Source organism: Microbacterium hibisci, assembly GCF_015278255.1.
In the GTDB taxonomy this organism is placed as follows: Bacteria; Actinomycetota; Actinomycetes; order Actinomycetales; family Microbacteriaceae; genus Microbacterium; species Microbacterium hibisci.
This window is the reverse complement of record NZ_JADIJC010000004.1, coordinates 163,645-189,068: the sequence shown is the minus strand read 5'-3', so window position 1 is coordinate 189,068 and position 25,424 is coordinate 163,645. Positions and strand designations below refer to the sequence as shown.

At 71.7% G+C, this 25,424-nt stretch carries 1 protein-coding gene; it reads left to right on the top strand.

Translation table 11 applies throughout. From position 1 onward, the window contains the following. The first annotated feature begins 112 nt into the window (after nt 1–112). Nucleotides 113–25,381 carry a hypothetical protein gene (locus IM770_RS09065; RefSeq protein WP_203580811.1) on the top strand — a complete coding sequence of 8,423 codons (25,269 nt, stop codon included), beginning with the start codon at nt 113–115 and terminating at the stop codon, nt 25,379–25,381. Nucleotides 25,382–25,424: the final 43 nt, after the last annotated feature.

Below are 25,424 nucleotides of genomic sequence, written 5' to 3'. Positions count from 1 at the left end.
CTTGACAGCGGTCGCAACCCAGGAGGATCATCCGACGCGGGTGCTGGTGTGGGCGCCCCGCCGCGGTGACGCGGCGCGAACGTGGTGATCTGAAGCCCTGGGGAGGGCTGCAGTGGTGAAATCGCGGAGATCTTCGCGCGTCGAGCAGGACGCGGGGATCTCCCGCGCGCGCTCCGCCGGCGTCGCCGCGAGCGTGTCGATCGCGATGGCGATCACTCCCCTCCTGGTCCCGCCGGCCGCGGTCGCCGAAGAGTTCGCGCTTCACTCGGCCGTGCCGGTGAGCTCGTCCTCCCAGCCCGCGCTCACGCGGGCCGACATCGCCGCGGTCCTTCCGACCGCGCTCGCGCTCTGGGGCGAGACCGACCTGGGTGACGCGGTCGTGCGCATCGGCGACGTCAGCGGCGATCGACTGGCGGTGACCTCGGGAAGAACGATCACGCTCGACGCGGATGCCGCGGGTCGCGGGTGGTTCGTCGACCCCACGCCGTCGAGCCCGCGGGAGTTCACCGAGCGCTCCGGCGACCTCGCCCGCGCATCGGGCTCGAGCCCGGCGGCCGGACGATTCGATCTGCAGACCGTGCTGGCGCACGAGATCGGTCACCTGCTCGGACGCGCCGACCTCGACCGCGCCGACCTCGACGGCACCGACGCGATCATGCACGAGAGCCTCCGCCCGGGTGAGCGGCACCTGACGCGCGGCGCCGACGCCGGAGCGCGCGCGGGCGTGCTGCGGGCGCTGGCCGCAGGTGCGGAGCTGCCGCTGAGGGCGGCTGCCGATGCCGTCACCGAGGAGGCCCCCGGGGAGGCCGGCTCCGAGCCCGCCTCGAGTGAGCCGCCACCGGCCCCGGAGCCCCCTCCCGCCGAGCCCGCGCCCGCCGAGCCCTCCGCCGAGCCCGCGGCGCCCGCGCCGGAGGAGCCGGCGCCGGCGACCGAGCCGGCGGCGTCCGAGCCCGCGCCGGCGCCCGGCACCGACCCGGCGCAGACCGAGGCCGCCGAGCCTCCCGCGCCTGAGGACGCACCTGTCGCCGAGGTCGCACCCGCAGCCGAGGCCGCAGCCCTCGCGGCTGAGACCACGGTCGTTGCACCGGGACCGTGGAGCATCGCGGTCTCCGGGCGCGTCGTTGTCCGCCTGGACGGCGGCGACCTCGTCATCGGCGACGAACGCCGACCGCTGGCGTCGGTCACCGCGCTCGCGATGCTCGGCTCGGGCGGCGCTGACGAGGTCGTCTTCGAGGCCGCGGCTCTCGCGGCGCTCGCCGGCATCCCGATCTCGTTCGACGGCGCGGGCGGTCACGACACGCTCAGCGGCCCCGCGGCCACGACCCGGTGGGTGGTGGGCGGCGCCGGATCCGGCGCGATGCTCGCGGCCGGGGCATCCGTCTCGTTCGCCGGCGTCGATCACCTGCAGGGTGCCGCTGCCGGCGACGACACCTTCGTGGTCGAGGGCGGCGGATCGATCGGGTCGGTCGACGGCGGGTCGGGCGGGTACGACACGATCAGCGTGGCGTCCGGAGCATCCGGCGCCGTCGCATCGCAGGTCACCGGACCGCAGTCCGGTGTCGTGACGCGCGACGCGGGGGCGATCGCGTACGACGGGCTCGAACCGGTCGACGTGCAATCGTGCACGGCGTGCATCGTGTCGGCGAACGACGGCGGGCACATGATGCGTGTGTCGATGCAGGGCAACGAGGTCTGGGTCGAGTTCACCGACGGCTCGGGCGAGACGCACCGGATCTCGGTGACGGCGGCCCTCGACCTCACCGTGCGCGGCGGTGCGGGGAACGACACCATCACCGTCGGGGAGCTGTCCGACCTCATCACGCTGATCATCGAGGGCGGCGCGGGAACCGACACCCTCGTCGGTCCCGATGTCGACACCTCTTGGGTCATCACCGGAGCGGATGCCGGCGCGGCCGATTTCGCCACCTTCACGGGCACCGAGCAGCTCGGCGGCGGCGCGGGCGCCGACACCTTCGCGCTCAGACCCGGCGGCACCGTCGCGTCGCTGGACGGCGGCGGCGGCGACGACATCATCGTCGCGCTCGACGTGGCCAACACCTGGACCATCGGCGGCGCCGACACCGGCACGCTCACGTGGGCCGGCGCATCCGGGACGATCACGTTCGCGGGCGTCGGCACCCTCGTCGGGGGCACGGGCGACGACACCTTCGTCGTGCAGTCGGGCGGCACGCTGTCGGGCGGGGTGTTCGGCGGCGGCGTCGACGCGTCCGCGGCGACGGCCCCGGTCGATGTGCTCGACTTCTCGGCGCTCGGCGGGGCGATCGTCGCGATCATCGCCGGCGGCGCGGTCGACATCAGCTCCGCGTTCTCGACCTCGACCGCCGCGGGCGTTCCGGCGCCCGGCACGGTGCAGCTCGACACCGCGGTGCAGAATCAGGCGACGCAGGTACGCGTCAGCGTGACCGACGCCGCGGGCGCTACGGTCGCCGCCGCGATCGACCGGATCGACACATCGCACGGCACGGGCCAGCTGCTCGTCACCGACGCGAACGATCCCACCAAGTGGATCCTCTTCGACGTCCTCGGCATCACGATCCCTGCCCTTCCCGGGTATCGCACGCTCTCGGTGCAGGTGGCCGGATCGAGCGCCGCGTCGCCGTTCACGGACGGCTCCGACATCACGCTCTCGTACATCCCGCCCGCGAATACGGTGGTCGGGTTCGGCGCGTTCTCCGGCATCGGCGAGCTGATCGGCACGCAGAGCGCGGGTGACAGCATCCGCGGTCCCCCGAACGACTACGTGCGCTGGACCGTCGACGGCGCGAACTCAGGTTCGGTCGCCGGCATCGCCTTCTCCTCGTTCGAGCACCTCGCCGGCGCCGACGACAACGCCGACATCTACCTCGTCACCCCCACCGGATCGATCGGCTCGATCTCCGGTGGCGCCCGCGGCACCGACTCCCTGGTCATCTCGTGCATCGGCTCGTGCGGCACCCTCACCGCCGCCGTCTACAACGTGACCGGGACGGATGCCGCCGGCACCGCTTCCCTCTTCGGCCGGACGGTGGTGTACTCGGGGCTGGACCGGCAGCAGCCCGTCGTGTACGTCGGCCTCGCCACGGACCCCGACGTCGTCCGGATCGTGGGCAGCCCGTCGGACGACACCATCACGATCTCGCCCGGCCCCGACGACCAGCACATGGTCGTCAGCTACGGCACGATCGGCTGGTACGACGCCGTCTCGGGCGTGGTCTCGGTCGCGTACGAGTTCGCGGTGCCGAACGTCTCGCTCGTCGTCGAGGGCATGGAGGGCGCCGACACCATCACCGTCACCGGCCTCGCCGCCGGCTGGGTGAGCGAAGCGACGTTCCACATCTTCGGCAACCAGCGGCTGAGCGACGACCTCCCCATCTTCGTCGACGACCCCGATCCGGATTCGGTGCGGTTCACGGGCGACGTCGACACAAACGACGGCACGCTCGAGGTGTACGCGGCCCACATCACCGTCGACCCGGACGTCACGATCGACGCCGGGGCCGGATGGATCACGTTCCGGGTCCGCCAGATCGGCCTCGCCTTCGCCGAGAACCTCTCGCCCCTCTTCGTCTCGGACCGCGATGTCTCGATCACGATCGGCGATCGCGCCCACGTGCGGGCGACCGGCATCTACTTCATCGCGCAGGCCGAGGACCGCAGCCTCGCCGAGTACCTGGGCGTCGGCCGCGAGGTGGCCAACTACGTCATCGAACCTCTCACCAGCCTGCTCGAGGGTGCGCTCGCGCTGCCGGTGAAGCTGCTCGTCAAGGCGGCCACCGCGACCATCACGATCGGCGAGTCCGCCCAGCTGATCGGCGACGACACGGTCGGCATGTACGCCGTGGCCACGGCGGCCGCCAACGGGACGGCGAGCTCCAGCCTCGTCAGCGTCGGCTACGTCCAGGCGACCGCCACGGCGACGGTGACGATCAAGCGCAACGCGACGGTCACGAGCACCGCTGCCATCGTCATCACGGCGACCGCCACCGCGAACGCCTCGATCAGCTCGTCCACTGAGCGTGAGCTGTCGAGCATCCCCAACCCCGGGGGCTCCCAGGTCGCGATCGCGATCGCCGTCAGCCGGGCGGTGGCCACGTCGAACATCTCGGTGGAGCAGGGCGCGCGCATCGACGCGGGCAAGACGGCGAACCTCGTCGCCGGCGGCACGATCGAGTCGGAGGCCGAAGCCGAGTCCGGACTGTATGCCGACGGTACCGCGGGGCTCGCCTTCGCGATCGAGCTGTCGGATGCCGACATCACGACCACCGTCCTCGGCACGGTGATCGCGCGCATGACGCCGTGCGAGATGGTCGAAGGCACGGATCCCGTCCCGTGCTCGACCGTCAAGATCGAGATCGACCCGACCGTCAGCGACGTCAAGAAGCCCGGCTACATCGACGAGGCGGGCAACCGGATCCTGGTCGGGCCGCACGGCCTGGTCACCGAAGACACCGTCACCTACACGAACCGCCGGGGAACGAGCATCGAGGGACTGGTCGACGGCCGGGTCTACTACGTGGTCGGCCTCCTCGACGACCCCGCCACCACCGACTTCAACGAAGCCGTGTTCATCGCCCTGGCCGCCTCGGAGCAGGCGGCGGTGCGCGCCGCCACGTGCGGCACCGACGACGGCTACGCGGCCTATCTGGAGTGCCTCGCGGACTACGTCGTCGACCTCGGCACCCCCGCCGTTCCGGAGAGGGACAACAACGAGCAGAAGTTCACCGCCTCCGACGTCGACGCGCAGGCGAACACGATCAAGCTCGACTGGACCGAAGACGTCTTCAACACGTTCGAGCTGGGACAGGCCGTGGTCTACCACCAGAACGGCAACGCGGCGATCGACGGCCTCGTCGACGGCCGGACGTACTACGTCGTCGCCAGCACCAGCCAGACGAACCTGCAGGGCAACACCCGCTTCACCGACGCGCAGGTCATCGGCCTCGCCGAGACCGAGAACGAGGCGCGCGCCGGGGTGCTCATCGACATCGGTCCCGCCGGCGCAGGGACGTACTCGTTCGAGGCCAAGCACGTCCTCGACACCGGCTTCGCCACGGGCGTCGGGATCATCGCGAAGCTCGAGGCCACTGACGGCGCCTCGGCCACGGCCGGGCTCTCGAGCGAGAGCTCGAACACGAACCGGTGGGCGGAGCTCAAAGAGACCGTCGGCGCGAACCTCGCCGACACGATCTTCACGGCCCTCACGAAGCTGTATCGCGCGAACCAGGGCAAGCCCGGCGTGGCCGCAAGCCCGACACTCGCCGTCGCGGGTGCGCTCGCGTTCATCCTCGCCGACCACGAGGTCGTCACCGTCATCGGCCCCTCCGCCGTCATCCAGTCCAACGAGGACCTCGAGATCAAGGCGACGATCGGGCAGCGCTTCACGCTCAGCGGCGACAGCACGTTCGAGCCGCAGGAGACGGTGGGGTCGGCCGGCGGGACGAGCGCCGAGAACGCGGTGAGTGTCGCGGTGTCGATCGGCATCTTCGAGAACACCGCGACGGCGACGGTGCGCACCGGGGCGCGGCTCGACGGGCTGCGAGCGACCCGGGTGATCGCCGACGTCAGCTACCCGTTCCTGATCCGCTTCGACCAGTACATCCCGCTCTCCAACGGCGAGTGGGTCGACCGGCTCCGCAACGAGGGCTGGAACTCGGTCCTCGCCTACCTCAACGCCACGCTCGGACTCCAGAGCATGTTCAACGCGTGGACGACCGCGGCGACGACCGCCGATGAGATCGGACTCGCCGGATCGGTCACGGTGCTCTCGCTCACGAACACCGCGATCGCCACGGTCGAGGGATCGGTCCGGATCAACCAGGACCTGGCGTGGCGCCACTCCGGCCATGACAACGACACGAACGAGCAGGTGCTCTCGGTCGAGGCCACCAACTACCAGCAGCTGATGACCATGACGGGCAACTTCTCGCTGCCCGACATCGACCTCGACGAGAAGGGCAAGCTGCTCGACGTCGACCGCCTGCAGCGTCCCTCGATCAGCGGCGGCGGCAAGCGCGGCGGTGCGGGCGGGTCGTTCTACGTCTTCGTCCAGGACAACACGACCCACGCGATCGTCGGCGGCGGCACGTGCATCGACGACGCCGGCGACACCGACCCCTCGTGCATCTACAGCGGCTCCGACGGCGGCTTCAACATGAAGGCCGAGGAGGCGATCTTCCACCTCGACTTCGTCCAGGCGGGAAGCCAGGGCGGGCAGCTCACCGTCGCCGGCTCGGTCGCGTACGTCGGCCAGACCAGCGACACGCTCGTGTGGCTCTCGTCGGACGCGATCGTCACCGGCCGCAACGTGCGCCTCTACGCCGGCGACCTGATGACCCAGGTGACCTGGGTCGGCGGCATCGCGGTCGGCACCGGTGTCGGCGTGGGCCTTTCCGTCGCCATCAACGACCTCGACCGCACGACGAAGGCCGTGATCGGCTCGCCCGACGCGGTGGCCGCCACCACGGGCGTGGCCCGCGACGTGGGCAACATCACCGTCGACGAGGAGGTCGACGTCCTCGCGAAGCTGAACGGCGATCTGTGGGCCTTCGCGGTCGCCGGCTCCGTCTCGACGCCGGCCGCGGCGACGCCGCCGGCGGGCACGCCGCAGAAGGCGCTGCAGGTGCTCGGCACCCAGGTCCAGACGCCCACGACCGGCGTCGGCGTCGCTGGCGCGGCATCCGTCAACATCGTCCGTGACGTCGTCCAGGCCTCGATCGCCGACGCCGGGATCATCCGCGCCGGACGCATCGCCGTCACCGCGACCGCCGAGTTCTTGCAGCTGTCGGTCACGGGCGCCGCCGCGTTCGTCGTGAGCAAACTCGACAGCGCGAAGTCGATCGCGGGCGCGTTCAGCCTCAACGATCTCGACATCACCGCGCGAGCCTTCATCGTGAAGACGGATGCCGTCACCTCGGGCGACGTCGCCGTCACGGCGGTCCGCGGCGGCGACCTCGTCTCGATCGCGGCGGGCATGGCCGGCGTGGTCGGCAACGACAGCATGAGCGTCGCGGGCTCGTTCTCGGCGAACGTCGTCTTCAACGTCACCGAGGCCACCCTCCGCGGGATGGTCGCGACCGTCGGCGGCGACCTGGTCGTCAGCGCGCTGGACCGCTCGCGCATCATCGCCGTCGGGGGTGGCATCGCCTTCGGTGGCAAGGCCGGCGTGGGGCTCGGTGTGGGCCTGAACCTCCTGGGAACCGACGAGCGTCCCACGATCACCCGCGCGGTGGTCGCGGACTCGCGGCTCATGGTCGGAGGTGACACGTTCGCCGTCACGGCCGACAACGTCAACACCGCCACCGATCCGCGCATCTATGCCGTGGGCGCGGGCATCGGAGGGGCACTCGGCCCGAAGACCACGCTCGGGCTCGGCTTCATGATGGCGATCAACATCGTCGTCGCGGTGACCGAGGCGCTCCTCACGAGCAGCACGGTCTCGGGAGCGGGTCCCCTGCAGGTCACCGTGGCCGCGACAGACGGCACCGGCATCTTCTCGATCGCCGCCGCGGGCGGGATCACCGTCGGCGGCGGCACCGCGGTCGCTGCCGCGCTCGGCTACAACGAGGTCGACACCACCACCCGAGCGCGGATCGACGACACCGACATCACCACCGCCGGCGACGTCGCGGTGCGTGCCATCGCCGGCGGCTCGGTGCTCGGCGTCGCCGTCGGGCTCGCGATCTCGGCGGCGGGCACGGGGACCAGGCTCGCGGGTGCGGGGTCGGTGCTGATCAACATCGTCGACAGCGTGGTCGAGGCGTCGATCCTCGACCAGGTGGCGAACTCGCCGGTCGGCTCGTCGGTGATCGCCGCCCGCGGCGTGCTGGTGCAGGCCGAGAGCACCGCGTCGATCGTCGCCGGCGCGGGCGCGCTCGCGATCTCGGCGAGCAAGCCCGCCCGGTCGGGCCTCAGCGGCGTGCTCGGGATCTCGGTGGCCGACAACACCGTCGCCTCCGACGTGCGCGCCATGATCTCGGGCGTGACGGTCTCGACGACCGGCGCCCTCGCCGACGACCCGCGGGCGGGCTCCGGCCCCCGGCACGCGGTGGTCGTCGCCGCGAAGTCGTCGCCCACCATCCTCGCGGTCACCATGGCGGGGGCCGCGAGCACCGACCCGATCAGCGGCGGGGGCGCGGGCTCGGGCAACACCATCGATCAGATCGTCCGGGCGACGATCGTCGGCAGCACCGTCACGGCGACCGGCGCGGGCGTCCTGGTGGACGCGGCGAGCACCGCGATCATCACCGCCGACGCCGGGGGCGTGGGATTCGCGCTCGACTTCCGCCAGAGCGGGCAGACGCCGAACATCGCGGTCGGCATCGGCGTCGCGATCAACGACGTGGCCGGTGAGACCCTCGCCCTCGTCTCGGGGTCGACGCTGACGGCGCTGCGCGACGTGGTGGTCTCGAGCATCGCCTCGGCGACGATCTCGGCGCTCACGTTCGGCGTCGCCGTGGCGGTGGCCACGAGCAACCCGACGCTCCAGCTCGCCGGCGGCGGCGCCGGCGCGTTCAACAGCATCGGCGGACGATGGGATGCCGCAGCCGCCGTGCCGACGGTGCGCGCGGCCATCGTGAACAGCGCCGTGACGTCCACGGCGGGCGCGGTGACGGTCCGGGCGTCCGACACTTCGACCATTCACGCCGACGGCGCCGGCGTCGGCGTCGCCGCGGCCTTCGGATCGGGCGACAAGGCCGGCTTCAGCGGCGGCCTCGGCGTCGGCGTCGCGATCAACGAGATCTACACGCACGACCCGGGTCAGCCGGCGACGCGCCACCGCAACGTCATCGAGGCCGTCATCGACGCCTCGGCCGTCTCGGCGGCCACCGGCGTGACCGTCTCGGCCGTGTCGGCGCAGACGATCGATGCACTCGTCCTCGGCGGTGCGGTCAACGGCCGCATCGGATCCACCGGCGGCTTCAACCTCGCCGGGGGCGGGGCCGGTGCGAGCAACGTCATCGTCATCGCGGTCCGCGCCCTCATCGAGAACGGCACCGAGACGCAGACCGTCACCACGTCGGCAGGCCCCGTCACGGTGACCGCCCACGACGTGTCGAAGATCATCGCCGACGCGGGTGCCCTCGGCCTCATGCTGGCGCTCGGCAAGGGCAGCGGCTTCAACCTCGCGCTGGGCATCGCGGTCGCCCTGAACACCATCGACAGCGAGGTGCAGGCGATCGTCGACGGCACGACCGTGCACGGCGACAGCGTGACGATCTCGGCCGGCACCACCGAGCAGACCACCATCGACGTCCTCGCCCTCGGCATCGCCGCCGCCTTCCACTTCGGCAGCGGGGACTCCAACGGCCTCGACCTGTCGGCGGGCCTCTCGGTCGCGATCAACACGATCACCCGCGCCATCACGGCCGAACTGCGGGGCGGCGCGCACGCGGTCGCCCGTGCCGGTGCCCTCATGGTCACCGCGACCGATCGCTCGAAGATCCACTCCGACGCCGGCGGCTTCGCGCTCACCCTCGCCTTCTCCAACGGCGACGGCAGCGGGGCGGCGCTGAGCGCCGGCATCTCGGTGGGCGAGTCCCGCGTCACGACGACGCTCATCGCGCGGGTCGCGGCATCCCTCGTCGATGCGGTCTCGGCCCGCATCGCCGCCGACGCCGCCGCCGTCATCGACACCCTGACGATGGCCGGTGCCGGCTCGAGCAAGCTCAACATCGGCTCGGGTGTCGGCTTCGCAGGCGCCGTCGCTGTCACGTGGGCCGGCAACAGCGTCACGAGCGTCGTGCTGGCCGCGATCGACGCCGCGGTCACGAGCGTCTCCGGCCGCACCGCCGCGGTGCAGATCGGCACCGGCGGACTCGTCGTCTCGGCGAAGGACTCGGCGACGATCACCGCCCGCATGGGCGTCGGCGCCCTCTCGGTCGCGCTCGGCATGAGCGAGGGCGGGCTGTCGCTGAATGTGTCGATCGCCGTCGCCCTGGCCTCCAACATCATCGACGGGGCGGTCGACGCCCTCGTCCGCCACTCGTCCGTCAACAGCGCCGGCGGTGTGTCGGTCGAGGCGGAGTCCTTCCGCAAGCTCTGGGCCGAAGCCGGCGCCGTCTCGGTCGGCGTCTCGATCCAGGTCTCGCAGGTGCCCATCTCGATCGGCGGGGTCGGCATCGGGATCGTCGGCGACAACACCGTCGAAGGGCACACCGCCGCACAGATCGTGCGGTCGGACGTCACCGCGGTCGGCCCGGTATCGGTCACCGCGAAGGACGTCTCGATCGTCGACGCCGCCCTCATCAGCGTCGGCGTCCAGGTCTCGGCGATCGGCGTCTCCGCCGTCATCGCACGGCTCACCAACACGATCTCGAACGACGTGCTCGCCCACATCCTCGGGTCGCACGTGACCTCGACGAGCGCCGGCGTCACAGTGTCGGCGGACTCCACGGCCGACATCCTCCGCACCCGCAACACGAGCGTGAGCATCGCGATCGGCCTCAGCGGCGCCGGCGGCGAGGTGTCGGGCACCGGCACGATCAGTGGGCGCACCGAAGCGTCGATCGGGTCGTCGCCGGCCGAGGGCGCGATCGCCGCGCGGCGGCCCGTCATCACGGCCGCAGGGTCGGTGGACGTGCGCGCGACGACCGACGCGCACGTCTCCGTCGGCACCTACGGCGGCTCGGGCAGCCTGATCGCCGCCACGGTGATGTCGTCGACCGCCACGATCAGCCGCGACACCCTCGCCCACGTCGACGACGGCGCCACCGTCCGCGCGGAGTCGCTCACGGTGACGGCCGAGGCGGAGCGCATGGTGGCCGAGGCCTACGCCGAGCTCGGAGCGGTCGGCGTCGCCGGGGGCGGAATCAGCGAGAAGACCACCGCCCTCGTGAGCGGCGATGTCGAGGCCTGGATCGGACAGCGGGCCGGGGCATCCGTCGCCGCTCTTCCCACCGAGGTCGACGTCGCCGGTGCCGTCGCGATCACCGCGCTCACCACCGACACCCGGGCGAAGGCCACCAGCAACGGCGGCTCGGGCTCGGTGCTGATCGCCGTCAGCATCGTCGACGCCTCCGCCAAGGTCACCGGTGACACACGTGGCTACCTCGGTCTGCTCGAGGGACCCGGGGGCGACGCGGGCTCGTTCATCGCGAACGGCCTCGCCGTGAGCGCCACGGCGACGCAGATCCGGGCGGACGCCTCCGTCCTTGCGGTCGCGGTCGGACTCGCCGGCGGCGGCAGCGGATCGGTGAGCCCGGTGACGGCGAGCGTCGACGGAGCCGTCGCAGCGTTCGTCGACGCGGCGGATCCGAGCCGCGCCCCTCCGCTCCTCGTGCTGCAGATCGGGTCCGCGGGCGTTCGCATCGCGGCGGAGGCGACGGTCGACGTCACCTCGACATTCCGCGGAGGTGCCGGATCCGCGATCGCATCCGGTGTGTCGCACAAGGCACGAGCCACCACCTCCCTCTCCGTGCGGGCGTATCTCGCCACCAGCACGACCGTCATCGGCGGCGATCTGGTCGTCACCGCGACGATGGCGCACGCGATCGCCATCGCCTCGCTCACGGTCGGCACCGGCGCTCTCATCGCCGCCGGCGGCATGGCGGATGGAACCGCGATCTCCAGCGGCGACACCACCGCCTACATCGCCGACGGCGTCGTCGTCGATGTGACCGGGGGACACGTCGCCGTCTCGGCGAGCTCGTCGCAGCGCACCGAGGTGACCGCTCTCATCGTCGCCGCGAGCGGTGTCGCCTCCGGACGCGACGCCGGTGCGACGAGCACGATCACCGGTGACACGAGGGCGTGGGTCGGCGCGAACACGAGGATCACCGTCCGTCTCGGCGGAGCCGTGAACACGCCGGGCCTGGGTGCCGGCGACGTCGCGATCACGGCGACGGCCTCGGCGGAGGCGGACGCGACGGCGCAGGCCTACGGCGGATCGGTGCTCGCCGACGGCGGTGCCGCGCACTCGACGACGACGGTCACTCCCATCGTCCAGTCGCTGGTGGGCTCCGGCGCCGTCATCGATGCGGCCGGCGACGCGAGCGTGTCGGCCGCGCTGATCAGGCAGGGCGACGCACCCTCCAGCGACATCGTCGGCGTGGATCACATCACCGAAGACACCATCTCGGTCGAGCTGGGCCTCCTCGACGGCCAGATCGTCCGCTACGTCGCCGGCTCGCAGCCGATCACGGCGGGCGGCGTGCAGATCCCCGCCGACCGCGATCTGTCGATCATCGTCGTCGACGACGGCGTGTACCGCTTCGGCGTGCGCTTCAGTGCGGCATCCGTGGATCCCGTCTTCGACGTGATCCGCTTCGACGGGCCTCACCTCCTGCGCACGGGCGACCGCGTGCGCGTCTCGGGCGGCACGATCGCGGGCCTCGGCGCCGGCACGTACACCGTGCTCGTGATCGACGAGACGACGATCAAGCTGCAGGACGGCACCGAGGACGGCGTGCTGGTGCTCACCCCCGGCGACGTCTCGGGAGAGACCATCACGCTCCCCGGCCACGGCTTCGAGGACGGCGACGCCGTGACCTACCGCGATCCCGGTCTCTCGAAGGGCTTCGCGGCCGGCTCAGCCGACATGGTCTACAGCGAGACCGTCACCGGCGGCACGATCACGAGCTTCAGCCTCGTCGACACGCCCGGCTCCGACCGCATCGTGATCCGCAACCACGGCTTCGTCAGCGGCGACGCGGTGCGATTCCGCATCGTGACGTCCGGCTCCGGCGTCAATCCGCTGACGGGTCTCGTCGACGGCCGGGTGTACCGGGTCGTCCGGATCGACAAGGATCAGCTGCAGCTCACCAAGGCGTGGGTCTCGGGCGTGATCATCCCCGGCAACGACGGCGACCACGACACCTTCCGCCTGCTCACCGGCGGCACCTGGGCCGACGCGGGCTTCGAAGCCGGTGACAGCTTCGTCGCGACCGGATGCTTCGCCGGCTCGTACACGATCGTCGCGGTGTCGGGCGACACCGTCGTCGTGAGCAGCGACATCGGGCTCATCGGCGGCACCTGCGTCATGACGGCTTCGACGGGGGTGCAGGGCATCTCGGCCGCCCGGCCCACAGACCCGAGCAACGCCGAGGATCCCGTCTACGGCTGGAACTACTCCCTCACACGGACGACGGAGGAGCCGATCGGTCCCCTCGTCGACGGCCGTACCTACTACGTGGTGCAGCGCGGCGACGACACCTTCAAGCTCTCGGAGACCCCGGACGGCACCCCGATCACCTTCGACGAGACGGGACTCGGAGCGGGGGTCGTCCATCACATCGGCGTCGAGGGCATCGACCTGGGGGCGGCGTCCGGCGACTTCACGATGCACCTCGATCTCACCGGCGGCGGTCTGGACGCCGGTCACTTCGTCTCGCCCGCGGGCATCGACCTGGCCGTGCTGCTCGGGGCGGGCGGCGACGGCGCGTCCAAGGCGACGGCTGTCGGCGCGTCGGGTGCGGGCCTGCTGACGGTCGGCCTGCCGCGCTCCGAGCTCACGTACACGGCGAAGGTCGACACGTGCGTCGGGTGGGATGCCGCGACCCAGTCCTGCACGGGGGCGGCGACCATCACCGCCGGCGGCGACGTCGCCCTCTCGGCCACCGTGACCGGCACCGGCACCGTGTACTCCGACATCCGCGCCGGAGCGGCCATCAAGGTCGGGATCGCCCGGTCGATCAGCACGGTCGGCGGCTGGGCGCTCGTGCGCGTCGGCGCGGGATCGAAGATCGCCGCCGGCGCCGGGGTCGACCTGTCCGCGTCCGCCGACGAGCACGTCGAGGTGAGAGCGATCGCCAAGGGCGGCGGCATCATCGCCGTCACGCAGACCGACACGCGCGCCGTCATCGACGCCCACGCCGACATCGTCGTGGACGACCGCGCTCAGCTGATCGCCGGCGGGCTGCTGTCGGCCGCCACCGACGTGAGAGTGTTCGGACTCTCGGAAGCGGAGACGCTCGGCGTCGGAACCGTCGGCTTCGCGGGTGCGGATTCGAACTGGAGCGACGACACCGGGTACACCCCCAACGGGCTGCACGTGCAGACGACCTCCACGATCTCCGTCGGCACGGGTGTGGTGCTCGAGGGTGACGAGCTCAGCCTGCGTGCGATCACCTCGCACGCCGACCTCCAGTCGCACGCGGGGGCCGAGGCCTTCCTCGTGCTTCTGCTCGGCGGCGCGGCCGGGCAGGCCCAGGCCGATCTCGCCGGCTCCATCGTCTCCACGATCACGATCGCCGCCGGTGCGGTCGTCACGGGCTGGGCGGGCGTCGACCTCATCGCCCGCATCCTCGACGTCAGCGTCGAGCGGCTCGCCAGTCGCCTGGGCGTCGCGTTCCCGGTGCCCATCAACGACGCGTACGCCGGCGGCACGCTGACCCTGGCGTCGTCGGTCCAGACGACCGCCACGGCGCTGGTACGGGCCGGCGTGCGCTCGACGACGACGAGTCTCGAGAAGCCGGTCCAGGACGGCACGACCATCTACCCACGGCTCGCCCTCTTCGTCGACGCGATCACCTACACGGTCGCGAAGGCGGGCGAGTTCCGCATCACCACCGTCGCAGACAACGGATTCTTCGACGGCGACGATTCGCAGACCGACCGCTACGGGTACGTGCGGTGGGATGCCGACGTCATCATCTTCGGCGGCGACGACGGCGCCCCGCGCCTCGTCGTCGACGAGTCCGGCATCGTACGGGTCGCGAACGGCGTCAAGATCGACGGTGCCGACGCGTACGTCGGCCAGCAGGTCGGCGACGCGTTCACCGTGACCGTCGAGAACGGCGGGCCCGGCAACGTCCTGATGACGGCGAGCGGCAAGGACACGAAGGGCGGCTGGAGGGACTTCGCCACGCTGGCCAACGGCACCTCGAACGCGCTGAACGGCTGGCCGCTGTTCACCTTCAGCGACACGCTCTCGAGCGTGCTCATCATCGACCGCTCGAACGCGCACATCACGCTGGGCTCGATCGACGTCGTCACCCCGGTGTCGAACACCACCGAGCCGACGGTGTGGCTGGTCAGCCGGATCCAGGACTCGTTCGCGACGCAGATCCCGATGCAGTTCGACGTCACGCGCAACGCCTTGGAGAGCTGGATCGACATCCAGAAGCGGGCGACCGGCCGTTTGACGATCGCGGGACCGATCAACAACCCGACCGGATGGACGCACATCCTCCACACCGACGGCGACATCGAGTTCGCTGCGGACGGCGCCGCCGTCACGGCGAACGCGGTGCACCTCGAAGCGCCGAACGGCGCGATCGGCACGGCGGCCGCGCCGGTCAGGGTCACGCTCGTGCAGAGCCTCGACCGCGGAGCCCCCGGTGACGCCGACGATCGCGTCCGCCTCACGCGCCTGTGGGCGACGGCCCGCGACGACATCGAGCTGCGGATCCTCGGGGTCGACCGCGTGCCGACCGCGAGCGCGCGGCGGCCGGCGGTCTTCGTCGTGTACGTCGATGAGATCGTCTCCACGCAGGGCAGCGTCCACGTGGTCCTCGACGACAGCCGCCTGCAGACGGGCGTGGGCACCCACGTGACGGTGCACGTGCTCGCGTACACCCCGGCCCACCAGTCGCCCGCGATCACGGGTGCGACGAAGGTCCACGACGCGCATCACTCCTCGCACTTCCGCCCCGACACGTTCTCGCCGCTCCTGCGCGACCCCGCCGCGTACGTGAGCGGACCGGGGACCGTCATCGACAGCACCTACCGGTTCGAGCGCCGGACGGCGCCTCCCGCGTTCGAGCTCACGACCTACCTCGGCACCGCGGTCACCTACGCCGCGCAGACCTCGCCGCGCGATCCGGTGCTGCTGACCGCCAGCGGGACGCACGTCGGCGACACCCCCGTCGCCGGCCTCGCCGAACCCGGTCTGACCGCGGCCTTCGACATCTCGGTGAAGGATCCCGGCGCCGGGGTCGCGGCATCCCGCATCTCGGTTTTCGCATTCACCCAGCTCGCCGACACCGTCGCACCGGACGTGCGTGCCGTGCTCGACGTCGACGTCGCCGGCTACGTCGTGGCGACGGAGAACGACGGCGACCTGCGCCTCGGGCTCGTGCGCTCCCGGCAGGGAGATGTGCAGCTGTGGGCGAAGCACGGATCCATCCTCGACGGCGACCCGGGCGACGCCTCGGATGCGACCGACCCGGCCGACGTCGCCGGCCGGAGCATCACGCTGCTCGCGCCCGACGGCAGCGTCGGCACGGCCGCCGACTTCCTCGAGATCGACCTGCTCGACGGGATCGTCGACCCGGTGACCTGCACGGCCGTCGGGTGCGAGACCGCCGCGGGTGCGCTCATCGCGCGCGCCGCACTCGTGGTGATGATCACGGAGGTCGCCGGTGATCTGCGGCTCGACGAGGTGACGTCGCGCTCGGTGGACCGCAGCGTCGCGGCCGACGTCGTGCTCACCACCCGCTCGGGCTCGATCCTCGGCACCACGACCGCCCGCACCATCGTCTCGGGCGTCCGGGTGAACCTGCTCGCCGGTGGACTGGGCGGCATCGGCGGACCGGCGGGCGGATCTGCGCTCATCGTCGACACCTCGGTCGCCGGTGCCGGATCCGGGCACCTCTTCGCGTCGGGCTACGGCGACGTGGTCGTCACCGAGGCCGACGACGAGCTCGTGCTGCTCGGCGCGATCTCGACGCACGGCTCGGTCGTGCTGACCGTGCCCGACTCGGCGTCGCCGCGCGGCCCTCCGGCGCTCGGCGGCCCGAACGGACTCCCGCCGCTCGTGTCCGACCCGCAGCTGTCCGACGCGAGCCAGCCCGACGACCTCATCCTCGTCGCGCGCGGCGAGGTGCTGCTGACGCAGAACCTCCCGACGGACGCCCTCCCGAAGGGCGAGACCGCCCCGTACCGCAGCGGCATCTGGGCCGCGGTCGACATCGCGCTCTGGGTGGGCGACGACGTCTCCGCCCCCGTCGACACCTGGATCGTCGCCGGCCGCTTCATCTCGATCCACGGCGACGAGGCCCCCGCCGGGGTGAACGCCGACGCGGCCGGCACCGCCATGGTCTTCGCCGGTGTCGTAGGCGGCGTCTTCGACCTCTGCGCCGGCGGCTGCGCCGATCGCACCGACCTCACGCAGATCTTCGGGCACTCCGACCCCGACGTCTTCACGTTCACGCGCACGTATCTCGGCACCAAGACCCATGCCTTCGGCAGCAGCACCGCGGCCAACGGGGGAACCGCCGACGACGGCGCCGACGTCTTCACCGTCACCGAGCTGCAGACGATGCTCGTCGATCTCGGCCACACCCTCACGCTGGACGGGCAGGACGAGGGCGACACCTACCTCGTCCAGACGACCGGCAGCCAGGGCGACCCGCGCGACTACGTCGTCAACGTGCTCGACACCGGCGGCGCCGGCACCGACACGCTCGAGATCCGCGGCACCGACGCCAGCGCCGACGTCTTCCTCCTCCGTCGCTTCACGACGCTGACCGAGGCCGGCTGGACGCCCGATCGCCCCGCGTTCGTCGCCCTGCTCCACGTCGACACCGACGACGCCCGGGCCTCCGACCCGACCGGCAGCGCCGGCATCCGTCCTCAGCACGTGCAGCGGGTCAACTACGACCTCGGTCTCGACGACGCGCTCGGCGGCCTCACAGTGCGCGGCCTGGGGGGCGACGACACGTTCGCCTCGGACGACAACAGCGCCCGCACCACGCTGGACGGCGGCGACGGCGACGACACGTTCCAGTTCGGCCAGCTCTACGGCACACAGCGCAACGGCGTGGCGGCCCCCGCGGGCGGCGACCTGGCGGCCGGCGACATCTTCGGCACCATCGCGACGACGCGCGGCTGGCTGAGCGCCGGCGTGAGCCGCGCGACGGTGGCTGTCGGCGGGGCGGGCGACGACGTGTTCGCCGTCTATGCGAACGAGGCGCTGCTCACGCTGCTCGGCGGCGCCGGCGACGACCTCTTCACGCTGAGGGCGTTCGCGCTCGCCGAGACGACAGGCGACTGCACGCCGGATGCCGTGAGCCCGACCTGCGAGATCGTGTTCCGCACCGACGCGCCCGGGGTGCCGATGCCGAAGCTCGTCGGCACGCAGGTCGTCTATCACGAGAACCGGCCGGTGGCGATCGACGGCGGCGACGGCTTCGACAAGACGGTCATGATCGCGACGGAGTTCGCCGACCACATCGTGGTGACGGTGGCGGGCGTCTACGGCGCCGGCATCACCGCGACCTACACGACGATCGAGGTGCTCGAGGTCGACGCGATGGAGGGCGACGACACGATCGACGTGCTCTCGACCGCGGCCGGCGTCGCGACCCGTGTGATCGCCGGTCTCGGCAGCGACGTCGTGCAGGTCGCCGGCGACGTCCGACCGGATGTCGTCGCGCGCGGTGCTGCGGGCGAGCTGATCGTCTTCGGCGAGGGCTCCCACGTGCTCACCGGCATCGACGGCCCGCTCGAGGTCATCGGCGGCGCGGGCCGTGCCCGCCCGCTGTGGATCGCGCTGGTGCTGCCGGGCGAGGCCAACCAGGACCTCTTCGCGCTCGCGCCCATGCCGACCGAGGCGCAGCAGGTCGACCTGCTGCTGGTCTTCGACGACGGCGAGACGGCGGGGCAGACGGGCGTTCTCACCGCGACCTCGCTCACCGGACTGGGCCTCGCGGGGGCGCTGACGTTCGGCATCCCCGTCGCCCACGGCGAGCCCGCATCGTTCGGCGCCGGCATCACGATCGGCGACACGCTCGAGGTCGTCTCGGTCTTCCTCGGCACGGGTGCGGACTCGTTCACGGTCGCGTCGACGCTGATTCCAGGAGCGGATGCCTCGACCGGCGTGCCCGCGGTGCACGGGGACCTCACGCTCGTCCACGGCGGCGGCGGCAGCGACACGGTGCTCGTGACCGGCGGCGCCGGACCGCTCTCGCCGCTCGTGCTCTACGGCGACACCGACACGACGGGCCTCTGGTACAGCGGCGACGCCGGAACCGTGTCGCTCGTCTCGCTCGGCTCCACGCCGTTCGCGAACGAGATCGGCAACGCGGGCGTCTTCACGGTGAGCGTCGCACGGAGCTTCGCGAACCCCGGTGCCGACGTCATCGACGCCTCCGCGATCGGCGACGCCTCATGGTCGATCGGCGTGGTGGCCTATGGCGGCGCGGGCGCCGACACCCTGCGCGGCTCGCAGGCCGGCGACGTGCTGGCGGGCGGCTCGGGCGACGACCTGATCGTGGCGAACGCCGGCGACGACGTCGTCTGGGGCGACTCGGGCGTCGTCGTCGACGTGCGCACCCGCGCGCTGTCGGTGCCGACGCAGGCCATCGGCACCGAACCGGCCGCCGACCCGCTGGTCGCCGGGCACGACACCGTCTCGGGCGACGCCGGCGATGACCTGATCTTCGGCGACCACGGTGCGCTCGTGCAGGACACGATCGAAGCCGTCGTCGGCCCGAACGGCTACGTGCGGTCGGCCGTCAAGCCGGAGCGCATCGAGACCACGACGCGACGTGTCGACGCGCGGACTCTCGAGCCGGCGAACGGCGCGAGCGATGCCATCTCGGGCGACGCGGGCGACGACGTGATCTTCGGCGGCAACGGCGGCGACCTCCTCTCGGGCGGCGCGGGCGAGGATGTCGTCCTCGGCGACCACGGGCACGTGGCGTGGGCGCTTCCGGACGCACCGATCGCGCTCATCGAGACGACCGATCCCGGCGTCGCCGCCGGCGACGACGTGATCTCGGGCGGTGCCGAGCGCGACGTGATCCTGGGCGGCAACGGCGCCGACACGATCCGGGGCGATGCCGAGGCCGACATCATCCTCGGTGACCACGGCCTCGTCCGCGACGGGGCGAGCCCGGCCGTGTCGGACGGCACATGGGACCTCATCACGACCACCGATCCGAACCAGGGCGCCGGCGACGTCGTGTTCGGTGGTGCGCACAACGACCTCGTCGTGGGCGGCACGGGGGCCGACACGATCTCGGGCGACGAGGGCAACGACCTGATCTTCGGAGACCACGGGAAGGTCGAGTCGACGGTCGCGCACAACGGCGCAGTGGGCATCTTCCTCGAGCTCCTGCCGCTGAACATGCCGCTCGCGGCGCACCCGTTCCGCTGGACTTCGGTCGACACGCAGGCAGCCGACGGCGGCGGCGCAGATCTGCTGCGCGGCAACGCCGGCGAGGACGTGATCATCGGCGGCCAGGGCGCCGACCGCATCACCGGCGGCGACGGTGACGACGACCTCATCGGCGGCCACAACGTCGCCGGGGGCAGCGACGATGCCGGTCCGGACGGCTGGGGCGACCTCATCGACGGCGGCGCGCAGAACGACGCGATCGCCGGCGACAACGCGAACCTGCTGCGCACCGGCGACATCTCGAGCCGCCGGTTCCAGGTGCTCACGACCACCGGGATATACGCACAGGACACCGGGTGCGCGAACATCGCCGGCGGCGCCTGCGGCACGAACCCGGCGAACGCCTACGACGATCCGCGCGCGGCCAAGGAGCGCGACGTGATGCTCTTCGACCACGATGCGTCGACACCCGCCGGCCGGTACGGCGACGACGTCATCGCGGGCGGCGCCGAGGACGACCTCATCTTCGGCCAGCTGGGCGATGACTGGATCCAGGGCGACGGCTCGGTGATCGACGATGCCGGCGCCGTCACGGTCGATGTGCGCACGACGCGCCAGTCGGCCGAGGACTGGGCGGGCGCCGGTCGCGACGGCGACGACTACATCGAGGGCAACGGCGGGAACGACGTGATCTTCGGCGGGCTCGGCCGGGACGACCTCGTCGGCGGCAGCTCTGAGCTGTTCAGCCTCACCACCCCGGAGCGTCGCCCCGACGGCGCCGACACCATCTTCGGCGGCGCGGGCATCCGCCTGGTCCGCAACAACCACGGCGACCTGGAAGAGGGAGGCCACGCCGCCGACAGCGACGTGATCCTCGGTGACAACGGCAACATCCACCGCCTCGTCCGGGTGGTCGCCGCCGCGGCCGGCGCCGACCCGTTCACGCCGGGCACCGCGTTCGTCAGCTACAACTACGACACCTACGCAGGCACCGTGCGACTGCTTCCCCGGGCCTACACGTTCCTCGATTACACGCAGGGATCGGCCTCGGGCATCGGCGCGGCCGACCTCATCCACGGTGAAGACGGCGACGACACGATCCACGGTCAGCTCGGCGACGACGTGCTGTTCGGCGAGGGCCAGGACGACGATCTCTACGGCGGCTGGGGCAACGATCGCATTTACGGCGGCACGGGCGTCGACGGCGTCCTCGGCGACGACGGCAAGCTGCAGACGAGCCGCAACGGACTCACCGAGCCGCTGCACAACGTGAACACCGTCGACACCGCCCAGTTCGTGTCGGTCCCTGGGCCGTTCACGGGCGCCGAGATCTATGTCCTCGGCGAGCTGCTCAAGCGCGCCGATCTCGCGATCTGGATCGACGGCCTCGTCAACAACGACGTGATCTACGGCGGGCTGGGCGACGACTTCCTGCACGGCGGTGAAGGCAGTGACTCGATCTCGGGTGCCGAGGCGATGCAGGAGTTCTACAACCGCGACCTGCGCAACGGCCTCCTCGCACGTCTGGCGACCGAGTTGCCGGCCGTCGACACGAACCCGCTGCACTACGACGCCGACACCACGATGTTCGCGCAGTACGACCAGGACGACCCGCGCTCGATCATCCCGGGCTTCCTGCTGAACTTCGACGCGTACGTGCTCGACGAGGCCACCGGACTGCCGATCGACATCGACGGGGTCAAGGTCAAGAGCGACGACGGCCGCGACCGGATCTACGGCGACCTGTGGCACGACTGGCTCGTCGGCGGCACGAACTGCGACTGGCTCTTCGGCGGCTTCGGCGACGACCTGCTCCAGCTCGACGACAACCTCGAGACCGCCGGCGGTGCCAACACCGACCCCGAGAACGACGACCCGCGCTTCCGCGACGGCGACTTCGCGTACGGCGGCGCCGGACGCGACGTGCTCATCGCCAATACGGCGCAGGACCGCATGTTCGACTGGACGGGCGAGTTCAACAGCTTCATCGTCCCGTTCAGCCCGTTCGGCGCCCCGACCGTCAATCGGCTGTTCAGCCCGGCCGCGCGCGACTTCATCCGCGCGCTGTCCGAGGCCGGCGGTTCGGACGAAGGACCGGGGGTTCCTCCCGGCGAGCCGTTCGACGAGGAGGCGCTGGTCGAGCCGAGCGACGGTCCGCTGTGGCAGGACCAGCACGGCGGTCCGCGCGACCCGCAGCCCGGCAACCTCCCGGGCGTCGGCCGCGACGACGTCGGTGGGCCGAACCTGCACTGCCCCTGCGACGGCCAGACCATCCTCCGCGTCGTGAAGCTCGTCAACGGCGCCGACGCGAACGAGCCGGGGCTCACCGTGCCGGCCGGCTCGAGCGTCGTGTGGACCTACCTGGTCTCGAACCCCGGCACCATCCCGATTCAGCTCACCCGCATCCTCGACGACGCGGGCACGCCGGCCGACCCGTCCGACGACTTCACGCCGATGTACGTCTCCGGCGACACCGACGGCGACGGCCTGGTCGACCCCGGCGAGGTCTGGCTCTTCCGCGCCGAGGGCGTCGCCCGCGCGGGCCGCTACATGAACCTCGTCACGGTCGAGGGGGTCGGAGGCACCGGCCACGCCGTCCGCGACAGCGACCCCGCCGTCTACGACGGGATCACCGTCGACGACCCGCCGCGGATCTTCGTCGAGAAGGCGGTCAACGCCGCAGACCCGCTGAACCCGACGACGGCGGAGGACGCCGACACCGGTCCGGGCCCGTCAGTCGCGGTGGGCTCGCTGGTGACGTTCACCTATCGGGTGACCTCTCTGGGCGGTCCGGTCGCCGGCGTCACCCTCGTCGACGACAACGGCACGCCCCTCGACCCCACGGACGACTTCGCGCCCGTCTACGTCTCGGGCGACACCGACGGCGACGGTCTGCTGGATCCCGGCGAGGTCTGGCTGTTCCGTGCGGTGCGCACCGCGGTGCTCGGGCCGTACGTCAACGTCGGCACCGCGCGCGGCACGTCGGGAGGCACCCCGCTCACGGCGACGGATGCCGCGCACCATGTCGGCGTGCCGGTCGGCGCTGTGCGGATCCAGAAGGCCGTGAACGCGGCATCCCCCCTCTCCCCGTCCGCCGCCGACGCCGCCGACGCGGAGGCAGCCGCCAAGCCGCTCGCCCCCGGGACGAGGGTGGTGTGGACGTACCTCGTCACGAACCTCACCGAGTTCGCGCTGCGCCAGATCGCCGTCACCGACGACAACGGCACGCCGTTCGACCCGACCGACGACTTCGCGCCGGTGTACGTGTCGGGTGACGTCGACGGTGACGGCCTGCTCGACCCGGACGAGGTGTGGCTGTTCACCTCCGAGGGTGTCGTCGACCACTTCGCGGTTGCGGGCCTCTTCGGCAACCGCGCCGAGGTGACCGCGTACGACCTGGGCGGCGTGCTCGTGACGGCGGACGACATGGCGTTCCACTTCGGGGCGGTCGTGACGCCCGGGATCGTGAAGTACGTCGATGGGCAGGATGCCGCCACCCCGCCGGGCGTCGAGGTGCCGGTCGGGCGCCCCGTCGCCTGGACGTACGTGGTGACGAATCCGGGAAACATCGCGCTGGCCGTCACGGTGCGGGACGACAACGGCACTCCGCTCGACGCCTCGGACGACTTCGCACCGGTGTACGTCTCGGGCGACCTCGACGGCGACGGCCTGCTCGACCCGGGCGAGACGTGGCTGTACAGCGCGACCGGCATCGCGGCGGAGGGCCCGTACCGCAATGTCGCGGAGGTCACCGGTGCGGTTCCCGGAACGACCCTCACCGGCCGCGACGAGGACGACGCCCATCACCTCGGTGTCGTGGTCCCGCCGACGGGTGTCGTGGTGGTGAAGCGGGCCAACGGACACGATGCCGACACGGCCGAGACCGCGGTGCGCGTCGTGCCGGGGTCGGCGATCGAGTGGACCTTCGAGGTGCGCCTCATCGAGGGTTCGCCACCGCTCGACGGCATCGTGCTGGTCGACGACCGTGGCACCCCGCAGACCGACGACGACGTGACGCTGACGCTGCTGAGCGGTGACACCGACGGCGACGGCATCCTCGACGACGGTGAGGTCTGGCGCTACGCGTGGACCACCGTCGCGAGCGCCGGCGCGTTCCGCAACGTGGCGCGGGTGAGCGGCATCGACCGGTTCGGCCGGGTTTTCACCGACGACGACCCGGCGCACGTGTACGGCGCGGTGCTCGGCATCGACGTCGAGAAGGCCGTGAACGCCGTCGATGCGTGGCACCCCACCGCACTGGAGGACGCCGACGTCTCGGGACCGCAGCTGCTCCCGGGCACCACCGTCGTCTGGACCTACGTGGTGCGCAACACCGGCAACACCGCGCTCGCGGTGACCCTCGTCGACGACAACGGCACGGTGAGCACCGGCGACGACTTCGCGCCGCTGTACGTCTCGGGCGACGTCGACGGCGACGGCCTGCTCGACCCGGACGAGGTATGGCTGTTCCGCGCCACCGGCACGGTCGGCACCGCGGCCTACACGAACACCGCCACGGTCACCGGCACCGACGCGACGACCGCGCAGACGACCACCGACCGCGACAGCGCCGCCTACCGGGCGGCGACGGGCGGAGCCGAGGGTCACACGCCCGGCTTCTGGAAGACGAATGCGACGAACTGGGGAGCGGCGGCCTGGCCGCGCCTGCCCGACGGCACGCTGCTGTACCGCCCCGACCAGACCGTGGCCAGCGTGTTCTCGGCGGCCACCGGCGCGCTCGGCGCCCAGACGCTGCTGCAGGCGCTCGGGACCGGCGGGGGCGGGGCGACGGCGCTGCTGCGGGCGGCCGTCGCGGCTCTGCTGTCGTCGGCGCACCCCGACATCCCCTACCCGTACACGACCGCCGAAGTGATCGCCCGCGTGAACGCGGCCCTCGCGAGCGGCAGCGCCGCCCAGGTGAGCGCGCTCGCCGCCGAGCTCGACCGCTGCAACAACTACGGCTCCGACGTCGACCAGCACGGGGTGACCACCAGCACACGGCTTTTCGATCCGTCCGAGTACTCCGAGCCTGTGACGACCCTGCCGACGCTGAGCATCTCCGACACGACGGCGATCGAGGGCGACAGGGGCGCGGGTGCGACCGCGACCCTCGTCATCACGCTGTCGTCGGCCACGACGACCGCTGTCACCGTGGCCGTCAGCGTCGTCGGGGGCACCGCGGCCGGCGGCGACTACAAGGGCGCCACGAGCATCGTGCTCGTGATCCCGGCGGGCGCGACGAGCGGCACGTTCTCGCTCACCATCAAGCCCGACAACGCCGACGAGGCCAACGAGACGATCATCGTCGCGCTGAGCGGTGCCAGTGCGGGTGCCACGATCGCCGACGGCATGGGCGTCATCACGATCATCGACGACGACTGACCCGACCCCGCCTGCCCTCGTCCTGCGCGATGCGACACCTGCT